Source organism: Kitasatospora sp. NPDC127067 (genome assembly GCF_042724755.1).
Lineage (GTDB): Bacteria > Actinomycetota > Actinomycetes > Streptomycetales > Streptomycetaceae > Kitasatospora > Kitasatospora lactacystinica.
Genome location: NZ_JBHXEM010000005.1, coordinates 31,744 through 46,623, shown reverse-complemented (window position 1 = coordinate 46,623; position 14,880 = coordinate 31,744). Strand labels below are relative to the sequence as shown.

Sequence of the window (14,880 nt, the reverse complement as noted above, 5' to 3'; positions counted from 1 at the left end):
GTGCCACAGTGGACGATCCGGCGCGCCGACCTCGTGCGAGCCGGAAGGATTCTCGAAGGTCTGGGGGACGAGTGGGATCCGGAACCGACATGACCGGCGACGGCCGGCCGACAGTGCTGGTGCGTGACGTGGTGCGATCGGTCGTGGAGACCCTCGCACCGGAGGAACTGTTCCTGGTGGAGGGGCTCCGCCGCTTCGACGACGCCACGGTCGTGCGGCGGCTGAGCCGCGGTGGAGGGCGGCGCGAGCCGCTGGGGTTCGGGATCGGGGAGGTCGCCGCCCTGGTGACGCCCGTCGTGTGGCTGGTGCTCGACGAGGTGGCGCAGCGGATGGTGGCCACGACGGTGGACCGCGCCTCACGAGGGGCCACGGGCCTGGTGCGGCGGCTGTTCCGGCGACCGGCCCCCGCGGCCGAGCTCCAGCCGCTGACCAGGGAGCAGCTGGTCGAGGTGCGGGCCCTGCTCCTGACGGCGGGCGAGCAGCGCGGCCTCGCGCCCGATCTCACCGAGGAGATCGCCGACAGGGTCGTGGCCCGGCTGGCCCTGTCCCGCGCACTGGACCCGCCCGCTCCGCCCACCCCACCGGCACCGGAGCCCCCCACCGACCCCACCGGCACCGGGCAGGACTAGGTGAACGCCACCGGGGCGCCGCCCGGACGGCTGCGGATCGACGAAAGGGTCCTCGGCGCGGGCACGGGCCCCCGGTTCGTCGTCCTGCTGCTCCTGATGCTCACCGCCGGCGGCGCCATGATCCTCGAAGTGGTCAGGGTCCTGGCCGACGGGGACGAGTCCGGGTGCAGCCTCGCCGCGGGCGTGGACCCGGCTGACGGCAGCTACTGGAAGACCTCGCTCAGCATCTCCGGCCAGGTCACCGCCTCCCGCTTCTGTCTGTCCCTGTGGGCGCCCGCGCCGCCGTGGTGGCAGGTGGCCGCCTGGCCGCTGCTCCTGCTGGTGGTGGCCGCCCTGCTCTTCGCCGCGCTGCCGCACTGGAAGGCCCGGCGCGGCCGCGTCATCCCGCTGGCCGCGGTCGATCCGGACGGCGAACTCCTCGCCCTGCTCACCGAACTGTGCACGGCGACGGGCGTGGCGCCGACGCCCCGGGTGGTGGTCGACCCCGCGGCGGCCTCGGTCAGCGCGGTGGTCTTCGGCCGCACCCGCCGCCCGGTCGTCTGCCTGCACGGCGGCCTGCTCGCCGTCCGGCGGCGCGATCCGAAGCGGTTCCGGGCGGTGCTGCTGCACGAACTCGCCCACATCGCCAACCGGGACGTCACCCTGACGTACCTCACGGTCGCCCTGTGGCGGGTCTTCCTCGCACTGGTGCTGCTGCCGTACGTGCTCTGCCTGGGCTACGTGATCTACGGCGTGGTGGCGGACGGCCGGGTGCCGCAGCTGGACCGGGCCGTCGCGCTGGCCGTCGTCATGGTCGTGCTGCTGTACCTCGCCCGCTCCGACGCGCTGCGCAGCCGGGAGATCTACGCCGACCTGGCCGCGGTGCGCTGGGGTGCGGACCCGCACGGCTGGTCCGTCAGCGCCGCACCGTCCGGGAGCGCGGTGCGCCGCCTGCTCGACGCTTTCCTCGACCTGTGGCGCACCCATCCACGGTGGGGCCTGCGCCAGGGGGCCCTGGTCGATCCCGCCCCGCTGTTCCGCACCTCGGTCCTGCCGCTCTTCCTCATCGGCACCGTGCCCGTCCTGGCCGTGCAGCAGGTGCTCCGGCAGATCGCGCCGTACCGCGTGAACTTCACCAACAACCTGATGACGCTGCTCGTCATCGTTCCCGGTGCCCTGGTGACCGGCGTGATCGTCGTCGCCCTGTGGCGGGCGGTGGTGTACGCCGTCCTGACCGGAACCCGGGTGCCCTCCGGGGCGTGGGCCGGGGGGTGGCTGGGCGCCGGCATGTCGGCCGGCCTGGTCCTCAGCGGCTGGGGCGCGGGCTGGGCCTGGCAACCGCAGCGGCCGCTGGTCCTGCTGGTACCGGTGGCGGCGGGAGCGGCCTTCGGCTGGTGGACCACCCAGTGCGCGCACCTGTGGACCCGCACCTCACGAGGCCGGACCCCGCGCCCCGCGCTCACGCTCTGCCTGGCCGCCGGCTGCGTCGCCATGACGTCGTGGCTCACCTGGTGGATGCTCGCCGGAGCCACGGCGCTGAACCGGGACTTTCCGGGCGCCCAGGCCGTCGCCCAGTCCGTCCTGCAGTGGCTTCCCTCCAAAGCCCCGACCGGGGACCTGACCAGGATTCCCGGCCTCGCCACGGTGCTGCCGCAGCTGTCGAACGTCGCCGACACGCCGATGGGCTCACTGGCCGTCATCGTCCTGTGGGTCGTGCCGCTGCTCGCCTGGGCGTCCGGCACGGCGGGCCGGACCCCGCGTTGGATGCCGGACCGGGTACCCCGGCCGGAACGTCCCGTGGCGCCGCTGCGCAAGGTCATGCTGCCCGGGCTGCTGGGTGGAGCACTGGCGAGCCTGTCCGTCGTCGGCGTCCAGGCCTGGATCCACACCGGGCAGCCGGTACCGGACGCGCGGGGCGGGCTCTACGCCCTGCGGTACGCGGGCCTCCTGCTGTCGGCGCTCTGCCTGCCCGCAGGCCTGGCCGCCGCCGTGGCGAGCGCCGCCGACCGGCGCTTCCGGCTGCTGGGCGCCCTGATCGCCGCCGGGACGGCGACCGTGCTGGGGGCCGCCGCGATGACGCTCCTCGTCTCGGTGGACGGCTGCGTCGCCCCGCTCAACGTCCTCTCGGACAGCTGCGCCTGGCGGCCGGCCTGGTGGAGGCCGTTGTTCCCGTTCACCTTCGTGCTGAACAACGCCCTCGTCCTCTCCGGGCTCACCGCCGTCGTCGCCGCGCTCACCGCTGTCGCCGTCACGGCCGTCCGCCGTCGACGGCCGTCCGCCTCGCGCGCCACCCGCCGCCCCGACACCCACTGCCCCGACACCCGGGCCGGCGAACCTCGGGCCCGTGGACCGCGCGCACGCCGCCTCGCGGTGATCCTGCTGTGCGTCGTGGCGGTCGCGGGCACCGCGACGGACGGCGGCTTCAGGAGGTACCAGCTGGGCTTCATGGTCAACGAGCTCACGTCCCAGCGCTCCCTGGTGCAGTTCTGGGGGCTCCCGGACCCGCCGCGGTCGGAGTTCACCCGCCTGCGGCAGATCCGGGCCTGGTACCGCCTCAGCGGCGACGATCTCATCGACATGGCGGTCTCGTACGACAGTCGCCTGACCGCCGCCGTCCGGGAGGCCCAGGCCGCCAAGGACAGTTGGGACGCGCTGGACCGCCGCCTCCGGCCGGCCTGCACCCAGTGGGGGAGCGCCGCCTGGTTCGAGACGGTCTGGTTCCGCGTGCCCGCCGACCCGCGCCTACGGGCCGACTGGCACGCGCTGACCACCAAGGCGGACAACGGCAGTCGCCGCTGTACCCAGGCACTGACCGCCCGCGACCAGGCCGGCCTGAGAAGCGCCCTGCTCGACCTGTATGCGGCCCGCCGCTGCGCGGAATCGGTCAACGCCGGGATCGACGGGATCCTCCGCGCGGGCGGCTTCCGGGGCACCACCCGCCCGCCCGCGCAGGGCACCGCGGCGGTCTGCGACCGCCCGGCTTCCTGAGGCTGTCTTCCTCCGTCGGTGACGACCGGCGAGCCGGGGGCCTGTGCCCGGGCGGCGGTCAGCCCTCCACCGGCCGCAGCACGTTCTGCCGGTAGGCGGCCGGGTCGTCGACGTTGCCCGGCTCCTTGTACAGGCACACGATGTACGACTCCAGACCGTCCTTGGTGTCGGCCGTCCCCGCGCCGGCGGCCCGGGCGCAGCCGATGCGGGTCGTGGCCTTCCACACCACCTGGGTGAACCCGCCCGTCCCCGGGTTCTGGTCGTAGCCGGGCTGGTCGTACCGGTAGTCGCGGCCCTGCTGGTACCAGCGGTCCACCGCGACACCGGCCGGGGCCGGCTCGGTGCCCGGCTCGACCGACCCGATCCAGCCCCACCAGATGTTCTCCCCCACGCCCTTGACCCGGCCCTCGTTCACCAGGTCGAGCTTGTGACCGGTGCTCAGGCGGGTGACGCGCTGCTCGGCGTACCCGACGAGCTCGGGATCCTGCGTCAGGGGCGGGGCACTGTGCGCGGCACGGTACCGGTTGTGCGTCCGGATGGCCTCGTCCTGGAACGCCTGGTCCGTGAGGAGGGGAAGCGCGGGACGGGGGAAGGCCTCGGCGGCCCGGACCGGCTGCGCCGGCACGAGCACACCCATGACCGCCGCCGCGCTGCACGCTCCCAGGACGGCGTTGCGGATTCGACGTCGTTCCACGGCGGTCTCCTTCGCGCTCCGAGTGATCGTCACCGGGTTAACGCCACCGGGGGCGGCGAGGGCACGGGAGGCCGGCCGGAATGCGCGCGTTCGCCCGGGCGGCGGCACTGGGCACGGCACTGCCACGGACGGGCGCGACACAGAAGGGAGTGGGAAGTCGGACCGGCCGACTTCCCACTCCCTGCCCTGTGGCCCATTGGGGTGCTGGGGCGCTCGGGGCGCCAGGGCCGCGGAGGCGGTCAGCCCCCCATGCAGGCCCTCCACTGGCCGCGGGCGAAGGACTCGCCACCGGACCAGTAGTTGACGTTCCACGCCGCGGTGCACTGCTCCCTCTTGGACAGCTGCCGCGGGTAGGCGTTCGCCTGGGTGCCGGTGGCCAGGACGAGCACGGGGGCCAGCACTGCCGCGGCGACCGCGGTGGCGGCCAGTCGACGGATCTTCATGGATGTGGATCTCTCTGCCGGAGAGCCGGGTGCTCCGGCGCAGCCCCGCGACAGCCCGCGGAGCCCGAACTCCGAAGCCCGGCCGGAGCGTTCGGCTCCGTGCGGCACATCCTGGCAGCGGCGGTCGGCCTGGGGACATCCCACAAACCTGGGATGGTCCGGGCCCAGGGCGTCGACCGGAGGAGTGGGAAGTCGGACGGGCCGACTTCCCACTCCGGGCGGCTCGGAGGACCGGTGGGGTCTCGCGGGGCTCAGGGGGCCTCGGGCGCGTCGGGGCCGTCGGGGGCGTCGGGGGCGTCGGGGGCCTCGACGAGGTCGAGTTCGGCCCAGACGGTCTTGGAGTTGGGGTGGCGGGGGATGGTGCCCCAGCGGTGGCAGAGGGCGTCGACGAGGGTGAGGCCGCGACCGGTCTGGGCGTTCGGGGTGTGGACGGTGGGGAGGACGGGGAGCCTGTCCCCCCGGGGATCGCTGATCTCGATGCGCAGGGTGGCACCCCGGCGCACGGAGGTGGTGAGCGAGAGGTGAACCTCGAACCCGCGCCCCGGAAGACGCCCGTGCGTGATCGCGTTCGCGGCCAGCTCGGCGACGATCAGCAGCGCGCAGTGGAACGGTTCCGTGTGCGTGGAGTCCAGCTCCCAGTCCATGAGTTGACGTCGCGCCAGGCGACGGCAGATGGCGGCGCCCTTGGGGGAGGCGATGAGGGTGGCGGTACGGGACCGGGGGTTGTCGAGGGGGTTTTCGGTCGTCATGGGAGTAAGCGTGGCGGGGCGGAAGTACCCTGGCCAGGAGCCGGGCGAGCACGGAGGGTGCCTGTACGGACACGGAGGGCCGACTTGTCGGTCGGCTCGGATCAATCGGTCGCAAAGGCGGGTGGTACACATGGCTGGCGTCGAACGCACGATGTTCGATGACGGTGAGACGGCGGAGAACTCGGACGGGGTCGCGGAGTTCTACAGCGCGGTGGGCAAGCTGATCAAGCACTTCCGCGAGAAGGCCGGGATCACGCAGAAGCAGCTGGCAGCCCTGACGGGCTACAGCGAGGACCAGATCGGCGCGATGGAACGCGGCGTCCGGACGGCGAGGATCGAGTACCTCACGAAGGTGGATCCGCTCATCAACGCGGGCGGCGCCCTGAAGCTCATCGCGGACGACGTGATGAAGGCGAAGATCCGGATGAGCGAGCGTCATCCGGCCTACTCGAAGGCCTTCACCTCGGAGGAGAACCGGGCCATCGAGATCCACGAGTACGGCACGATGGTGATCCCGGGACTGCTCCAGACCGAGGCGTACATCCGCGCCCTGTACGAGATGCGCCGGCCGATGCTCTCGCCCGAGAAGATCGACGAATGGGTGGCGGCGCGACTGGCCCGGCAGGAGATCCTGACCCGCTGGCCCCTGCCGGTGGTGACCTGGGTGATCGACGAGAGCGTGCTGCGGCGCCCGCTGGGCGGGTGGGACGTGCACAAGGAGCAGCTCCAGCACCTGCTGAAGGTGGGGCAGATGCGGGGCCCCGAACTCCAGGTCATGCCGCTCGACCGAATGAGTCACGCGGGCATGGGCGGCTCGTTCATCCTGCTGACCCCGCCCAACCGCCCGCAGATCGGATATGTCGAGGCGCAGCACGTGAACCGTCTGATCACGGATCCGGCGGAAGTCCGTAATATGGCCGCACGGTACAGCAGCATCCGGGCCCAGGCCCTGGGGCTGAAGGAGTCCCTGGCCCTGATCGAAGCGATTCTGGGAGAGCGGTAGGCATGGCCGAGCTGGCGTGGTTCAAGAGCAGCTACAGCACCAACGAGGGCGCCGCGTGCGTCGAGGTCGCCGAGACCCCCGGCACCGTCCACGTACGTGACTCCAAGGACAAGAGCGGCCCCCAGCTGGCCTTCGAGCCGGCCGCCTGGGAGATGTTCGTGAAGTTCGCCGCCACCAGCGAGGTCTGACACCTTCCGGACCTCCCCTCAACGGCCCACCGCCTTCCCGGCGGCGGGCCGTTGGCGTACCGGCGGCCGGCCGGCCCCCGCCCGACAGATCCGCTCTGTACGGGCCCGGGCAGGCGCGCTTCAGCCGCTGATGCTCTCCTTGCCGTTCTCGATGTGGCCCATGAAGCGGCGCCGGTAGGAGGAGTCCTGCTCGACGGTGAGGGTCAGGTCGTACCAGCCCTGGGCATCATCGGTCTTCCAAGTCACCACAACAGGCTGCCCGTTCGCAGGAACGTCGTAATCCTTCGCGGGAACCTTGCTGTACGCGTTCGGGGCCACCTTCACCTTGAGCACCGACGCGCCCCGATTGGTGATCGAAAGCTTCAGCTCGCGGGTGGCCCCGTCCACCACCGTGGCGACATCGACCAACGCTGCGTCGCCCGTGGTCTCGCCCGCGAACTCGCGGCGGAAGCCGTTCGGCCCGGTGAGGGTGAAGTTGTAAACGCCGTCCTTGACCGGAACAGCCTCGACGACGGCTCCGAGGACATCGAAGTGCTGGGGGACGTCGTACTCGCCGGCGTACGGGTAGAGCGCGAGGTGGGCGCTGGCCCTGCCGCTGTTGTCCATCCACAGGGAGAACTTCTGCGCGCCGGCATCGAGCGCCCCGTGCGCGTCGGGCTGGTAGGGCAGCGGCCGCGCCGGGCGGGGGCCGGAGCCCTTGTACGGGTTCGTGACGGCAGTGGTGCGGTCGAAGTCGAAGACCGACGACAGGTCGCCCGCCACCGTGCGGCGCCACCGGCTGATCGCCGGCTGGCGCACGTCCAGCCAGTTCTCCAGGAAGCGGACCTGCGAGGTGTGGTCGAAGACCTGGGAGTTGACGTAGCCGCCGACCGTCCACGGCGACACCGCGATCATGGGAACCCGGGTGCCCAGCCCGATGGGCTGCTTGCCCACGAACTCGTCGTCCCACCGCCCCGGCGGCACTGGCGGCGGGACGTGGTCGAAGAGGCCGTCGTTCTCGTCGTAGCTGATCAACACGATGGTGGAGTCCCACACGTCGGTATTGGAGGCGATGGCGTCCAGGACCTGATAGGCGATCTGCTGGCCGTACCCCGGGGAGGAGTTCCCGGGGTGCTCCGAATCCCGCGCCGAGGAGACCAGGTACGACACCTGCGGCAGCTTGCCCGCCTCGACGTCGGCCTTGAACGCCTGGACGAAACCGCGGATGTTCTCGACGCCGCCTCCGTTCTTGCTGGGCCGCTGACGGCGCAGTCCGCGTTCGAAGAGGCTCCGGTCAGCACTGGACAGCTTCTTGACCTCGCCGTCCAGCGCCTCCAGGTCGTTGTCGCTGATGTCGTCGGGCCCGGGAGGACGGGCGTCGTCGTCCACCGGATGGTAGAAGCGGTACATGCTCACATATTTCTTGGGCATCCCCTTCAGAACGGAGGTGGCAATTCGTTTGAACCTGTCGTGGAACTCCAGGTTGTTGTCGTAGAAATTGTCCCACTCCTGGTAGACCTGCCAGGACACGCCGTTGGCTTCCAGCAGTTCCGGGTAGCTCGTCCAGTTGTAGGCTCCCGGGTCCCCCGGATCCCTCTCCCGTTTATGGGCATCGGTGCCGGTCACCCGCTCCCCGGTGGGTTCCCAGCCGCCGAATCCGGAGAAGAGGTAGTTGCGGTTGCTGGTGGTCTCGCCCATGACGGACGAGTGGTAGCCATCGCAGATGGTGAAGGCACCGGCCAGTTTCCGGTAGAACCCGACCACCTCGGGCTGGTCGTAGTAGCCCATCGTGTTGGCGGCCTTGGGATGGTCCTTGTCCCGCTTTGCCTCGATCCAGCGGTCCCACCAGCCGTCGTGCCAAGCCTGATGACCGGTGGCCCAGTCGTGGGCGATGTCCGCGTCGTAGTCGACTCCGGGGGCCGGCCACTGGTGCGGCCCGACGTGATCGTCCCCGTCCGGCTGCTTCAGGACCGAGGTCTTGCCGTCGGGCAGGAGGACCGTGTTGCGGTCCTCGAACCCCCGCACACCGTCGACCCCCTTGCCGAAGTAGTGGTCGAACGAACGGTTCTCCTGCATCAGGAGGACCACGTGCTTGACCGCGCCGAGCCCTCCTGCCGGCGGCTTGCGCTTCATCGCCTCGATCAGCGAGGGCGGAAGGTCGGACGGGACTGTTTTGTCGGACATTCTCGTCTCCCTGGGTGCTTTCGTGGCTCCGCGCGGACCGCCCGGCCGGACAGCCGGCCGGGCGGCCCGTCTCGGCGAGGCGTCAGTTCCGGGTGAGGCTTGCCCACTCGCTGAGCGGAGCCGGCCCGTAGGTCTTCTTGTCCTCGTGCGGTTCGCCGTCGTTCACGTTGATGCGGACGAACTGGTCGCCGGAGAAGACCCAGTACTCGTTGCTGCCGTCCGGAACCTTCACGATGGCGTCCACCGTGGTGAAGTCGGACAGGCTGGGCCAGTCCGACTTGATCGTGCCTTCGCTGATGAGCTTGTCCCCGTACGGGTGAGCGCTCTTGACCTCGATCTCGATGCGCTTGTAGTTACGGCCGGAGAAGAACCAGAATTGGCGAGGCTTGTCAGGGACGGCCATGACTGCGTCCACGTGACTGAATCCCATGATGGATCCCTTTCAGGGTCGTGTGTATTTTGCGGTTCCAAGCGCCTTGTGCGGGCGGCGCGCTCACGCCCGTCCTGTACGCCCTTGCGAGGTGGATGACCACATGTCAGCACCACGGTCAGCGTACGCCCGATCACTCCGAGTCGCACCCCGGGAAATCCATTATGGTTCGTGCAGGATTCATATTCCCCGGGAGCAAGACTTCCATTTCAGTGGACGGCGTCGACCTGGTCGGGAATCACGTCGCCCGCGTCGTCGCGCACCGGCCCCGGCGTGCCGTCGGGCCCGGTGTAGGCCGTGGTGGAGCAGGGGTACCGGCAGGGCAGGGCGGACAGGGGGTCGATGAACATCGGGTTCACCAGCCACTTCCCGTCCTCGTTGCGGTAGGCGTGGCACATCAGCTCCGCCGCCTGCCGGTTGATCGCCAGGCGGAGTCCCGTCGCATCGCCCACGAAGGTGACGTCGGTGGTGGAGTCCCCGGCGGCGAGCGCCTGGCGCTCGGCCTCGGGGGCCCGCTGGAAGGCGGCTTGGCCCTGGATCCCGAGGATGTCCTGGTTGACGAAGCAGCGCTTGCCGTCGATGTAGGTGATCACGGAATCCGCCGGCGCGGCACCGCAGTCGGCCAAGTGGGCGGTCAGCCTGCCGCTTTCGGTCTTGTTGCGGATCCCGATCACCTCGTCGGCGGCGAACCCGAGGTCTTCGGCCCACACCCGCACCACGGGCTCCGGGGAGGCGGAGACGACGCCCACGTCGAAGCCGGCCCGACGCAAGGTGCCGACCAGATCGCGCATGTGCTCGTAGTACCGCACCCAGACGGTGCGGACGGCCTGCGCGGCATCCGAAGGGGACGCCGCCAGGCTCTCCGCGCGGGCCTGGCGGGCGTACGCCGCGACCTCGTCGAGCGTGTGCCCGGCGAGGAGCTGCGCGCCCCACGCGTAGGCGGGGTTGATGCGCCGGTGGTCGAATCCCGCGAAGGCCGCCGCACCGCCGGTGGTGACGTGCTCGCCGTACACGGAGAGGATTTCGGCGGCGCATCCGGCGTTCGTGCTCGTGGGGAGGGGGCTCCCGGCCGTGGCGGCATCCCCGCAGGCCTTGCCCAGGGCCGTGGTGGCCTCGGCGGTCAGGTAGCGGCTGGTGGTGGACCAGTCCTGGCCGGCGGGTTGGAGGATCTTGTCGTTGCGCAGCAGCCAGGACATCGTCGCGTCGCCGACGTCGTTCTTCACCAGCGTGTTGTCCCAGTCGAACAGGGCCAGCGGGTGCGCACCGGGGTGCGTGCAGCCGCCGGACGCGTCGATGAACTCCTGGAGCTTCTGCCGGTTGTCCCCGTACCAGGACAGACGGGTGTCCAGTATCGGACAGTTCGCGGCTGCGGCGGGCGGCGCCGAGGCGGGTGACGGGGCAGCGAGGGCCGGTGCTCCGGTCGCCAGGACGGTGGTGAGCGCGATCGCGGTGAGAGCCGGGCGAGTAGCTCTCATGAAGCGGCGGGTTTGCGGTCGAGGTAGATGTGCGTCGTGGTGGTCTTGCCCGCGCCGTCGATCTTGCTGACTCCGGCGTTCAGATCGGCGTTGATCCTGCTGTAGCCGGACGGCGGGTCGACCTTCTTGTCGCCTTCGACCCAGGACGCGATCCGCAGGTCCTCGATGGGCGGGTGGCCCGCGACGGCCGTTCGGGTCACGGCCATGAAGAGCGGGTGGGGCTTCCCCGAGTCCGCGTCGACGGCGCCCTTGTTGAGGTCCACCGGGATCTTCTCGTAGCCCTTGGGCGGCTTCTCGTCCCCGACGAGTACGCGGATGTCCGTGATCGGGTGGTCCTGGTCGCACCGCTCGTGGACGAGGTAGAGGTAGTCGCCCGACACACCACTGTTGAGGTCGGTGTCGAGCACCTTCCAACCGGTGGGGACGGGGACCGGATTCTTGTCGTAGGCGACGAGGACGTTCACGTCGGTGATGCAGTGGCCCATGGGGATGCTCCTTCGGCCTTCCGGATGACCCCGTTCGCCCGGGTGGCACCACGGATCGTGGAACGACCGGCCGGGCTGGGGAACGGCTCGATCGTCCCCGAAGTGACACCGGCCTGCGCGGGTACGTGCACTGTCCAGGTGAATCCGGAGGCATCGCACCGCCCGGAAGGTCCAGTCGCCGCGGGGCTCAGCGTCCGCCCGACGCCCGGGCCAGCAAACACACGTAGGAGCGGTCCTCCCGCTGCGGGTTCGGCTGTTCCACCCGCGCCGTGACGGTGAAACCGGCCTGTTCGAGGAGTTCGACGAGCCGCCCGGCCGGGACCAGGTGCGAGGCGTACGTCACCGGGTGGCCGTACGCCCGGGCCGGGCGCAGCAGTTGGGGCTCGCCGACGTGGCCGCCGAGGAGGAGGTGGCCGCCGGGTGCGAGGAGGCGGGCGAACTCCGCGAAGAGCGCGGGCAGTTGCGCGGGCGGGGTGTGGTGGACGGAGTACCAGGCGAGGATGCCGCCGAGGGCCGCGTCGGGCAGGTCGAGTGCGGCCATCGAGCCTTGCAGGAAGCGAAGTTGGGGGTGGGCGCGGCGGGCGAGCGCGATCATCCCGCCGGACACGTCCACCCCGAAGGCCGACAGCCCCAGCCCGCTCAGGTACGCCGTCACCCGCCCCGGTCCGCAGCCGAGGTCCGCGACCTCGCCGCCGCCCGATTCCCGTACCAGCTCGGCGAAGGCGGCGAGCATCGCCCGGGACACCGGGTCCATGCCCTCCGGCGGGACGACGAGGCGGAGGTAGTCGGCGGCGACGGTGTCGTAGGAGTCCCGGACGGCGGCGAGGTGCGCGGGGTCGGTCAACGCGCGGCCTTGGCGGCCCTGGTGGCGCGCTCGGCGAAGACCTTCTCCCGACGGTCGGCGGTCTGCTTCATCATCCGCTTGCGGTCGCGGGCGGAGAGCCGGTCGATGTAGAGCCCGCCGTTCAGGTGGTCGGTCTCGTGCTGGAGGCAGCGGGCGAAGTAGCCGGTGCCCTCGATGGTGACGGGCTCGCCGTGCTGGTTGACGCCGCGCACCACGGTCCGGGCCGGGCGGGCGAGCCCGGTGTTGGCGCCGGGGACGGAGAGGCAGCCCTCGGTCTCCTCGATGAGCGCGCGCCCGGGCTCCTGCTCCTCGATCACCGGGTTGAGGATGTGGCCGGTGTGCCGGACGCCGTCGTCGTCGGGGCAGTCGTAGACGAACAGGCGCAGGTCGACGTCCACTTGGTTGGCGGCGAGGCCGCAGCCGTCGGCGACGTGCATGGTGACGAACATGTCGTCGATCAGCCGGGCGAGGCGCTCGCTGCCGAAGTCCTCCTCGGTGGCCGGGCGGCAGGTGCGGCGCAGGATCTCCTCCCCCACCTCGGTGATCCGCAGGACGGTCGGGCGTTCGCGCAACTCGGACACAGGCACTCCCTCGATGGACTTGCTGTCAGCTTTGCAAAGTAGCAGACTTTGCAAAGTGACCGAAGACCTCGTCAGAACCGGCTCCCTCCCCGAGCACGCCGTCCGCACCGCGCTGCTGGAACTGCTCGCCGAGCACGACACCGTCACCTCCACCGAGGCCGCCGGCCGGCTCGGCCTCAGCTCGGGCCTCTGCTCGTTCCACCTGCGGCAGCTGGCCCGGTACGGGCTGATCGAGGAGGCCCCGGCCGCCGACGGGCGGGCCCGGCCGTGGCGGCTGCCGACGGCCCGACGGGCGGAGACGGACGGCGGGTTCGGCGAACTGGCGCGCGGCCTGGAGGACGAGAGCCACCGGCACTGGCTCGCCCGGCGCGCCGAGGCCCCGGCCGAGTGGCAGCAGGACGAGGCGTTCAGCGCCGTCGTCCATCTGACCCCCGCCGAACTGGCCGCTGTCGCCGAGGAGTTCCGCCGGGTGCTGGCCCGCTACCGGGGCCGCGACACCGACCCGGCCACCCGGCCCGCCGGGGCCCGCCCGGTCGCCGCCGTCGCCCGGCTCTTCCCGCTCCTCGACCAATAGCTCAGACAGCGCGCGACCGCGCCCGCACCGCCCGCACCAGCGGCCCCGCCACCAGCCCCAGCACCGCCCCCAGGGCGACCCCCTGCACCCCGTCCCAGACGTCCTGCACATCGCAGGCCCGCCCGATCGCCGGCACCGCGTAGTGCACCGCCGACACCGCGAACGGCAGCACCGCCGCACCCACCAGCGCCACCACCGCCCGCCGCCGCGTCCCGGCCAGCGCGGCCGCGAAGCCGACCGGGGCGTAGGTCGCCAGCTTCAGCTCGATGTGCCGCACGTGCAGCAGCTCGTACGGCGAGCGCGGCCTGCCGCCCTCCACGGCGCAGTGCCGGACGGCGCCCTCGGTGAGCCGGAAGGCGTCCGGCAGCAGCGTCGCCACGACCACCCCGCCGAGTCCGAGCAGCAGCACGAAGCCCACCACCCAGTGGGCCCGCAGCAACCGCCCCACCGGCCGGTTCCACAGGGCCGCGGGCACCAGCGAGAGCAGCAGCCCGGGCCAGAACATCGGCATCCCGCCGAGCACCGTACTGATCACGCCTCAGACGGACGCCCCGGGCACCCGCCCGGTTCTCGCTCCGACGGGGAAAAACCGACCGCGGCACCCCTGGCCCGGAGGCCGGGTCAGTGCGGGATCGAGGAGATCAGCTCCTGCGCCCCCTGCCGCTTGAGCGCCAGCGCCACCGAGGTCCCGAGGTCCTCCGGGCTGAGCGCGCCAGCCCACTCGTGGGCGTCCAGCACCCGCTTGCCGTCCGGGGTGAAGACGCGTCCGCGCAGCGAGAGGCGGCCGTCCCGCTCGGCCCGGGCGTAGCCGGCGATCGGGCTGTTGCAGTGGCCCTGGAGCGCGTGCAGGAACATCCGCTCGGCCGCCGCCTCGCGCCAGGTGTCATGGTGGCCGAGGCCGGTGACCGCCTCGATGGTCGCGGTGTCGCCCTCGCGGCACTGCAGGACGAGGATGCCGGCGCCGATCGGCGGGCACATCGCCTCGATGCCGAGCACCTCGGTGATCCGCTCCGTACGGCCGATCCGCTCCAGGCCGGAGACGGCGAGCAGCAGGGCGTCGACGTCCCCGGCGTCCAGCTTGGCGAGCCGGCTGTTGGCGTTGCCGCGGATCGGGACGCACTCCAGGTGGGGGTGGGAGGCGGCGAGCTGGGCGACCCGGCGGACGGAGGAGGTGCCGATCCGGGTGCCCGGCGGGAGGGCGGCCAGCGACAGGCCGCCGGGGTGGACGAGGGCGTCGCGGATGTCGTCGCGGCGCAGGTAGGCGGCGAAGACGGTGCCGGCCGGCAGCGGCCGGTCGGCGGGTACGTCCTTGAGGCAGTGCACGGCGACGTCGGCCTCCCCGGCGAGCAGCGCGGCGTCGACCTCCTTGGTGAAGGCGCCCTTGCCGCCGAGTTGGGCCAGATCACCCGTCCAGCGGTCGCCCGAGGTGGTGACGGGCACCACCTCGGTGCGCAGGCCCGGCTGCAGGGCGGCGAGTTCGGTGCGGACCCGCTCGACCTGGGCGAGCGCCATGGGCGAGGAGCGGGAGACGATGCGGATCAGCTCAGCGGTGGCCATGGCGCGATGATAGGCGTCCGCACGGCGGTGATTGAGCATGCGTCAGGCGGTATGACACACGCGGCGCGGGATTCCGCAAGCTCGGACAACACGGGCGG

Annotated in this window: 16 protein-coding genes; 5 read left to right on the top strand and 11 right to left on the bottom strand. The window is 71.6% G+C overall.

The window, feature by feature from the left end:
• Nucleotides 1–71: 71 nt before the first annotated feature.
• On the top strand, nucleotides 72–629 hold the full coding sequence (locus ACFWJ4_RS03590; protein ID WP_380538709.1) for a hypothetical protein: 558 nt from the start codon (nucleotides 72–74) through the stop codon (nucleotides 627–629).
• On the top strand, nucleotides 630–3,596 hold the full coding sequence (locus ACFWJ4_RS03585) for a M48 family metalloprotease (RefSeq protein WP_380538707.1): 2,967 nt from the start codon (nucleotides 630–632) through the stop codon (nucleotides 3,594–3,596).
• Nucleotides 3,597–3,654: 58 nt separating this feature from the next.
• Here ACFWJ4_RS03585 and ACFWJ4_RS03580 read toward each other — a convergent pair whose 3' ends face one another.
• The 3 genes from ACFWJ4_RS03580 to ACFWJ4_RS03570 form a co-directional block, all read right to left on the bottom strand.
• Nucleotides 3,655–4,290, bottom strand: coding sequence for a CAP family protein (locus tag ACFWJ4_RS03580; protein ID WP_380538705.1), 636 nt, complete (start codon nucleotides 4,288–4,290; stop codon nucleotides 3,655–3,657).
• Between the two features lie 239 nt (nucleotides 4,291–4,529).
• Nucleotides 4,530–4,733: a hypothetical protein gene (locus ACFWJ4_RS03575; protein ID WP_380538703.1), complete on the bottom strand. Its 204-nt coding sequence runs from the start codon at nucleotides 4,731–4,733 to the stop codon at nucleotides 4,530–4,532.
• A 251-nt stretch (nucleotides 4,734–4,984) separates the two neighbouring features.
• The gene (locus tag ACFWJ4_RS03570) at nucleotides 4,985–5,482 is read right to left on the bottom strand and encodes an ATP-binding protein (protein WP_380538701.1); all 498 of its coding nucleotides are present in this window, start codon (nucleotides 5,480–5,482) and stop codon (nucleotides 4,985–4,987) included.
• A gap of 130 nt (nucleotides 5,483–5,612) precedes the next feature.
• Between ACFWJ4_RS03570 and ACFWJ4_RS03565 the strand changes: the two genes are divergently transcribed.
• Both ACFWJ4_RS03565 and ACFWJ4_RS03560 read left to right on the top strand, forming a co-directional pair.
• The gene (locus tag ACFWJ4_RS03565) at nucleotides 5,613–6,485 is read left to right on the top strand and encodes a helix-turn-helix domain-containing protein (protein ID WP_380538699.1); all 873 of its coding nucleotides are present in this window, start codon (nucleotides 5,613–5,615) and stop codon (nucleotides 6,483–6,485) included.
• A gap of 2 nt (nucleotides 6,486–6,487) precedes the next feature.
• Nucleotides 6,488–6,673: a DUF397 domain-containing protein gene (locus tag ACFWJ4_RS03560; RefSeq protein WP_380538697.1), complete on the top strand. Its 186-nt coding sequence runs from the start codon at nucleotides 6,488–6,490 to the stop codon at nucleotides 6,671–6,673.
• Between the two features lie 120 nt (nucleotides 6,674–6,793).
• Here the strand turns inward: ACFWJ4_RS03560 and ACFWJ4_RS03555 are convergent, their stop codons facing one another.
• The 6 genes from ACFWJ4_RS03555 to def form a co-directional block, all read right to left on the bottom strand.
• Complete coding sequence (locus ACFWJ4_RS03555) at nucleotides 6,794–8,836, bottom strand: alkaline phosphatase family protein (protein ID WP_380538695.1); 2,043 nt, start codon at nucleotides 8,834–8,836, stop codon at nucleotides 6,794–6,796.
• 82 nt (nucleotides 8,837–8,918) lie between these two features.
• A complete protein-coding gene (locus tag ACFWJ4_RS03550; RefSeq protein ID WP_380538693.1) occupies nucleotides 8,919–9,266 on the bottom strand; it encodes a hypothetical protein in 348 nt (115 codons plus the stop codon).
• Between the two features lie 209 nt (nucleotides 9,267–9,475).
• Nucleotides 9,476–10,741, bottom strand: coding sequence for a haloacid dehalogenase-like hydrolase (locus ACFWJ4_RS03545; RefSeq protein WP_380538691.1), 1,266 nt, complete (start codon nucleotides 10,739–10,741; stop codon nucleotides 9,476–9,478).
• On the bottom strand, nucleotides 10,738–11,226 hold the full coding sequence (locus ACFWJ4_RS03540) for a hypothetical protein (RefSeq protein WP_380538689.1): 489 nt from the start codon (nucleotides 11,224–11,226) through the stop codon (nucleotides 10,738–10,740). Before ACFWJ4_RS03540 ends, ACFWJ4_RS03545 begins: the two co-directional genes overlap by 4 nt.
• Nucleotides 11,227–11,413: 187 nt before the next feature.
• Nucleotides 11,414–12,070 (bottom strand): class I SAM-dependent methyltransferase, encoded by a 657-nt coding sequence (locus ACFWJ4_RS03535; RefSeq protein ID WP_380538687.1) that lies wholly within the window; start codon nucleotides 12,068–12,070, stop codon nucleotides 11,414–11,416.
• A complete protein-coding gene (gene def, locus ACFWJ4_RS03530) occupies nucleotides 12,067–12,657 on the bottom strand; it encodes a peptide deformylase (RefSeq protein ID WP_380538685.1) in 591 nt (196 codons plus the stop codon). The genes ACFWJ4_RS03535 and def overlap by 4 nt, the downstream gene beginning before the upstream one ends.
• A 49-nt stretch (nucleotides 12,658–12,706) precedes the next feature.
• Between def and ACFWJ4_RS03525 the strand changes: the two genes are divergently transcribed.
• Nucleotides 12,707–13,225 (top strand): helix-turn-helix domain-containing protein, encoded by a 519-nt coding sequence (locus ACFWJ4_RS03525; protein WP_380538683.1) that lies wholly within the window; start codon nucleotides 12,707–12,709, stop codon nucleotides 13,223–13,225.
• Nucleotide 13,226: 1 nt separating this feature from the next.
• Here the strand turns inward: ACFWJ4_RS03525 and ACFWJ4_RS03520 are convergent, their stop codons facing one another.
• Nucleotides 13,227–13,760, bottom strand: coding sequence for a hypothetical protein (locus ACFWJ4_RS03520; RefSeq protein WP_380538681.1), 534 nt, complete (start codon nucleotides 13,758–13,760; stop codon nucleotides 13,227–13,229).
• Between the two features lie 86 nt (nucleotides 13,761–13,846).
• Nucleotides 13,847–14,782, bottom strand: a complete 936-nt coding sequence (gene hemC, locus ACFWJ4_RS03515; protein WP_380538679.1) for a hydroxymethylbilane synthase — start codon at nucleotides 14,780–14,782, stop codon at nucleotides 13,847–13,849.
• Nucleotides 14,783–14,880 lie beyond the last annotated feature (98 nt).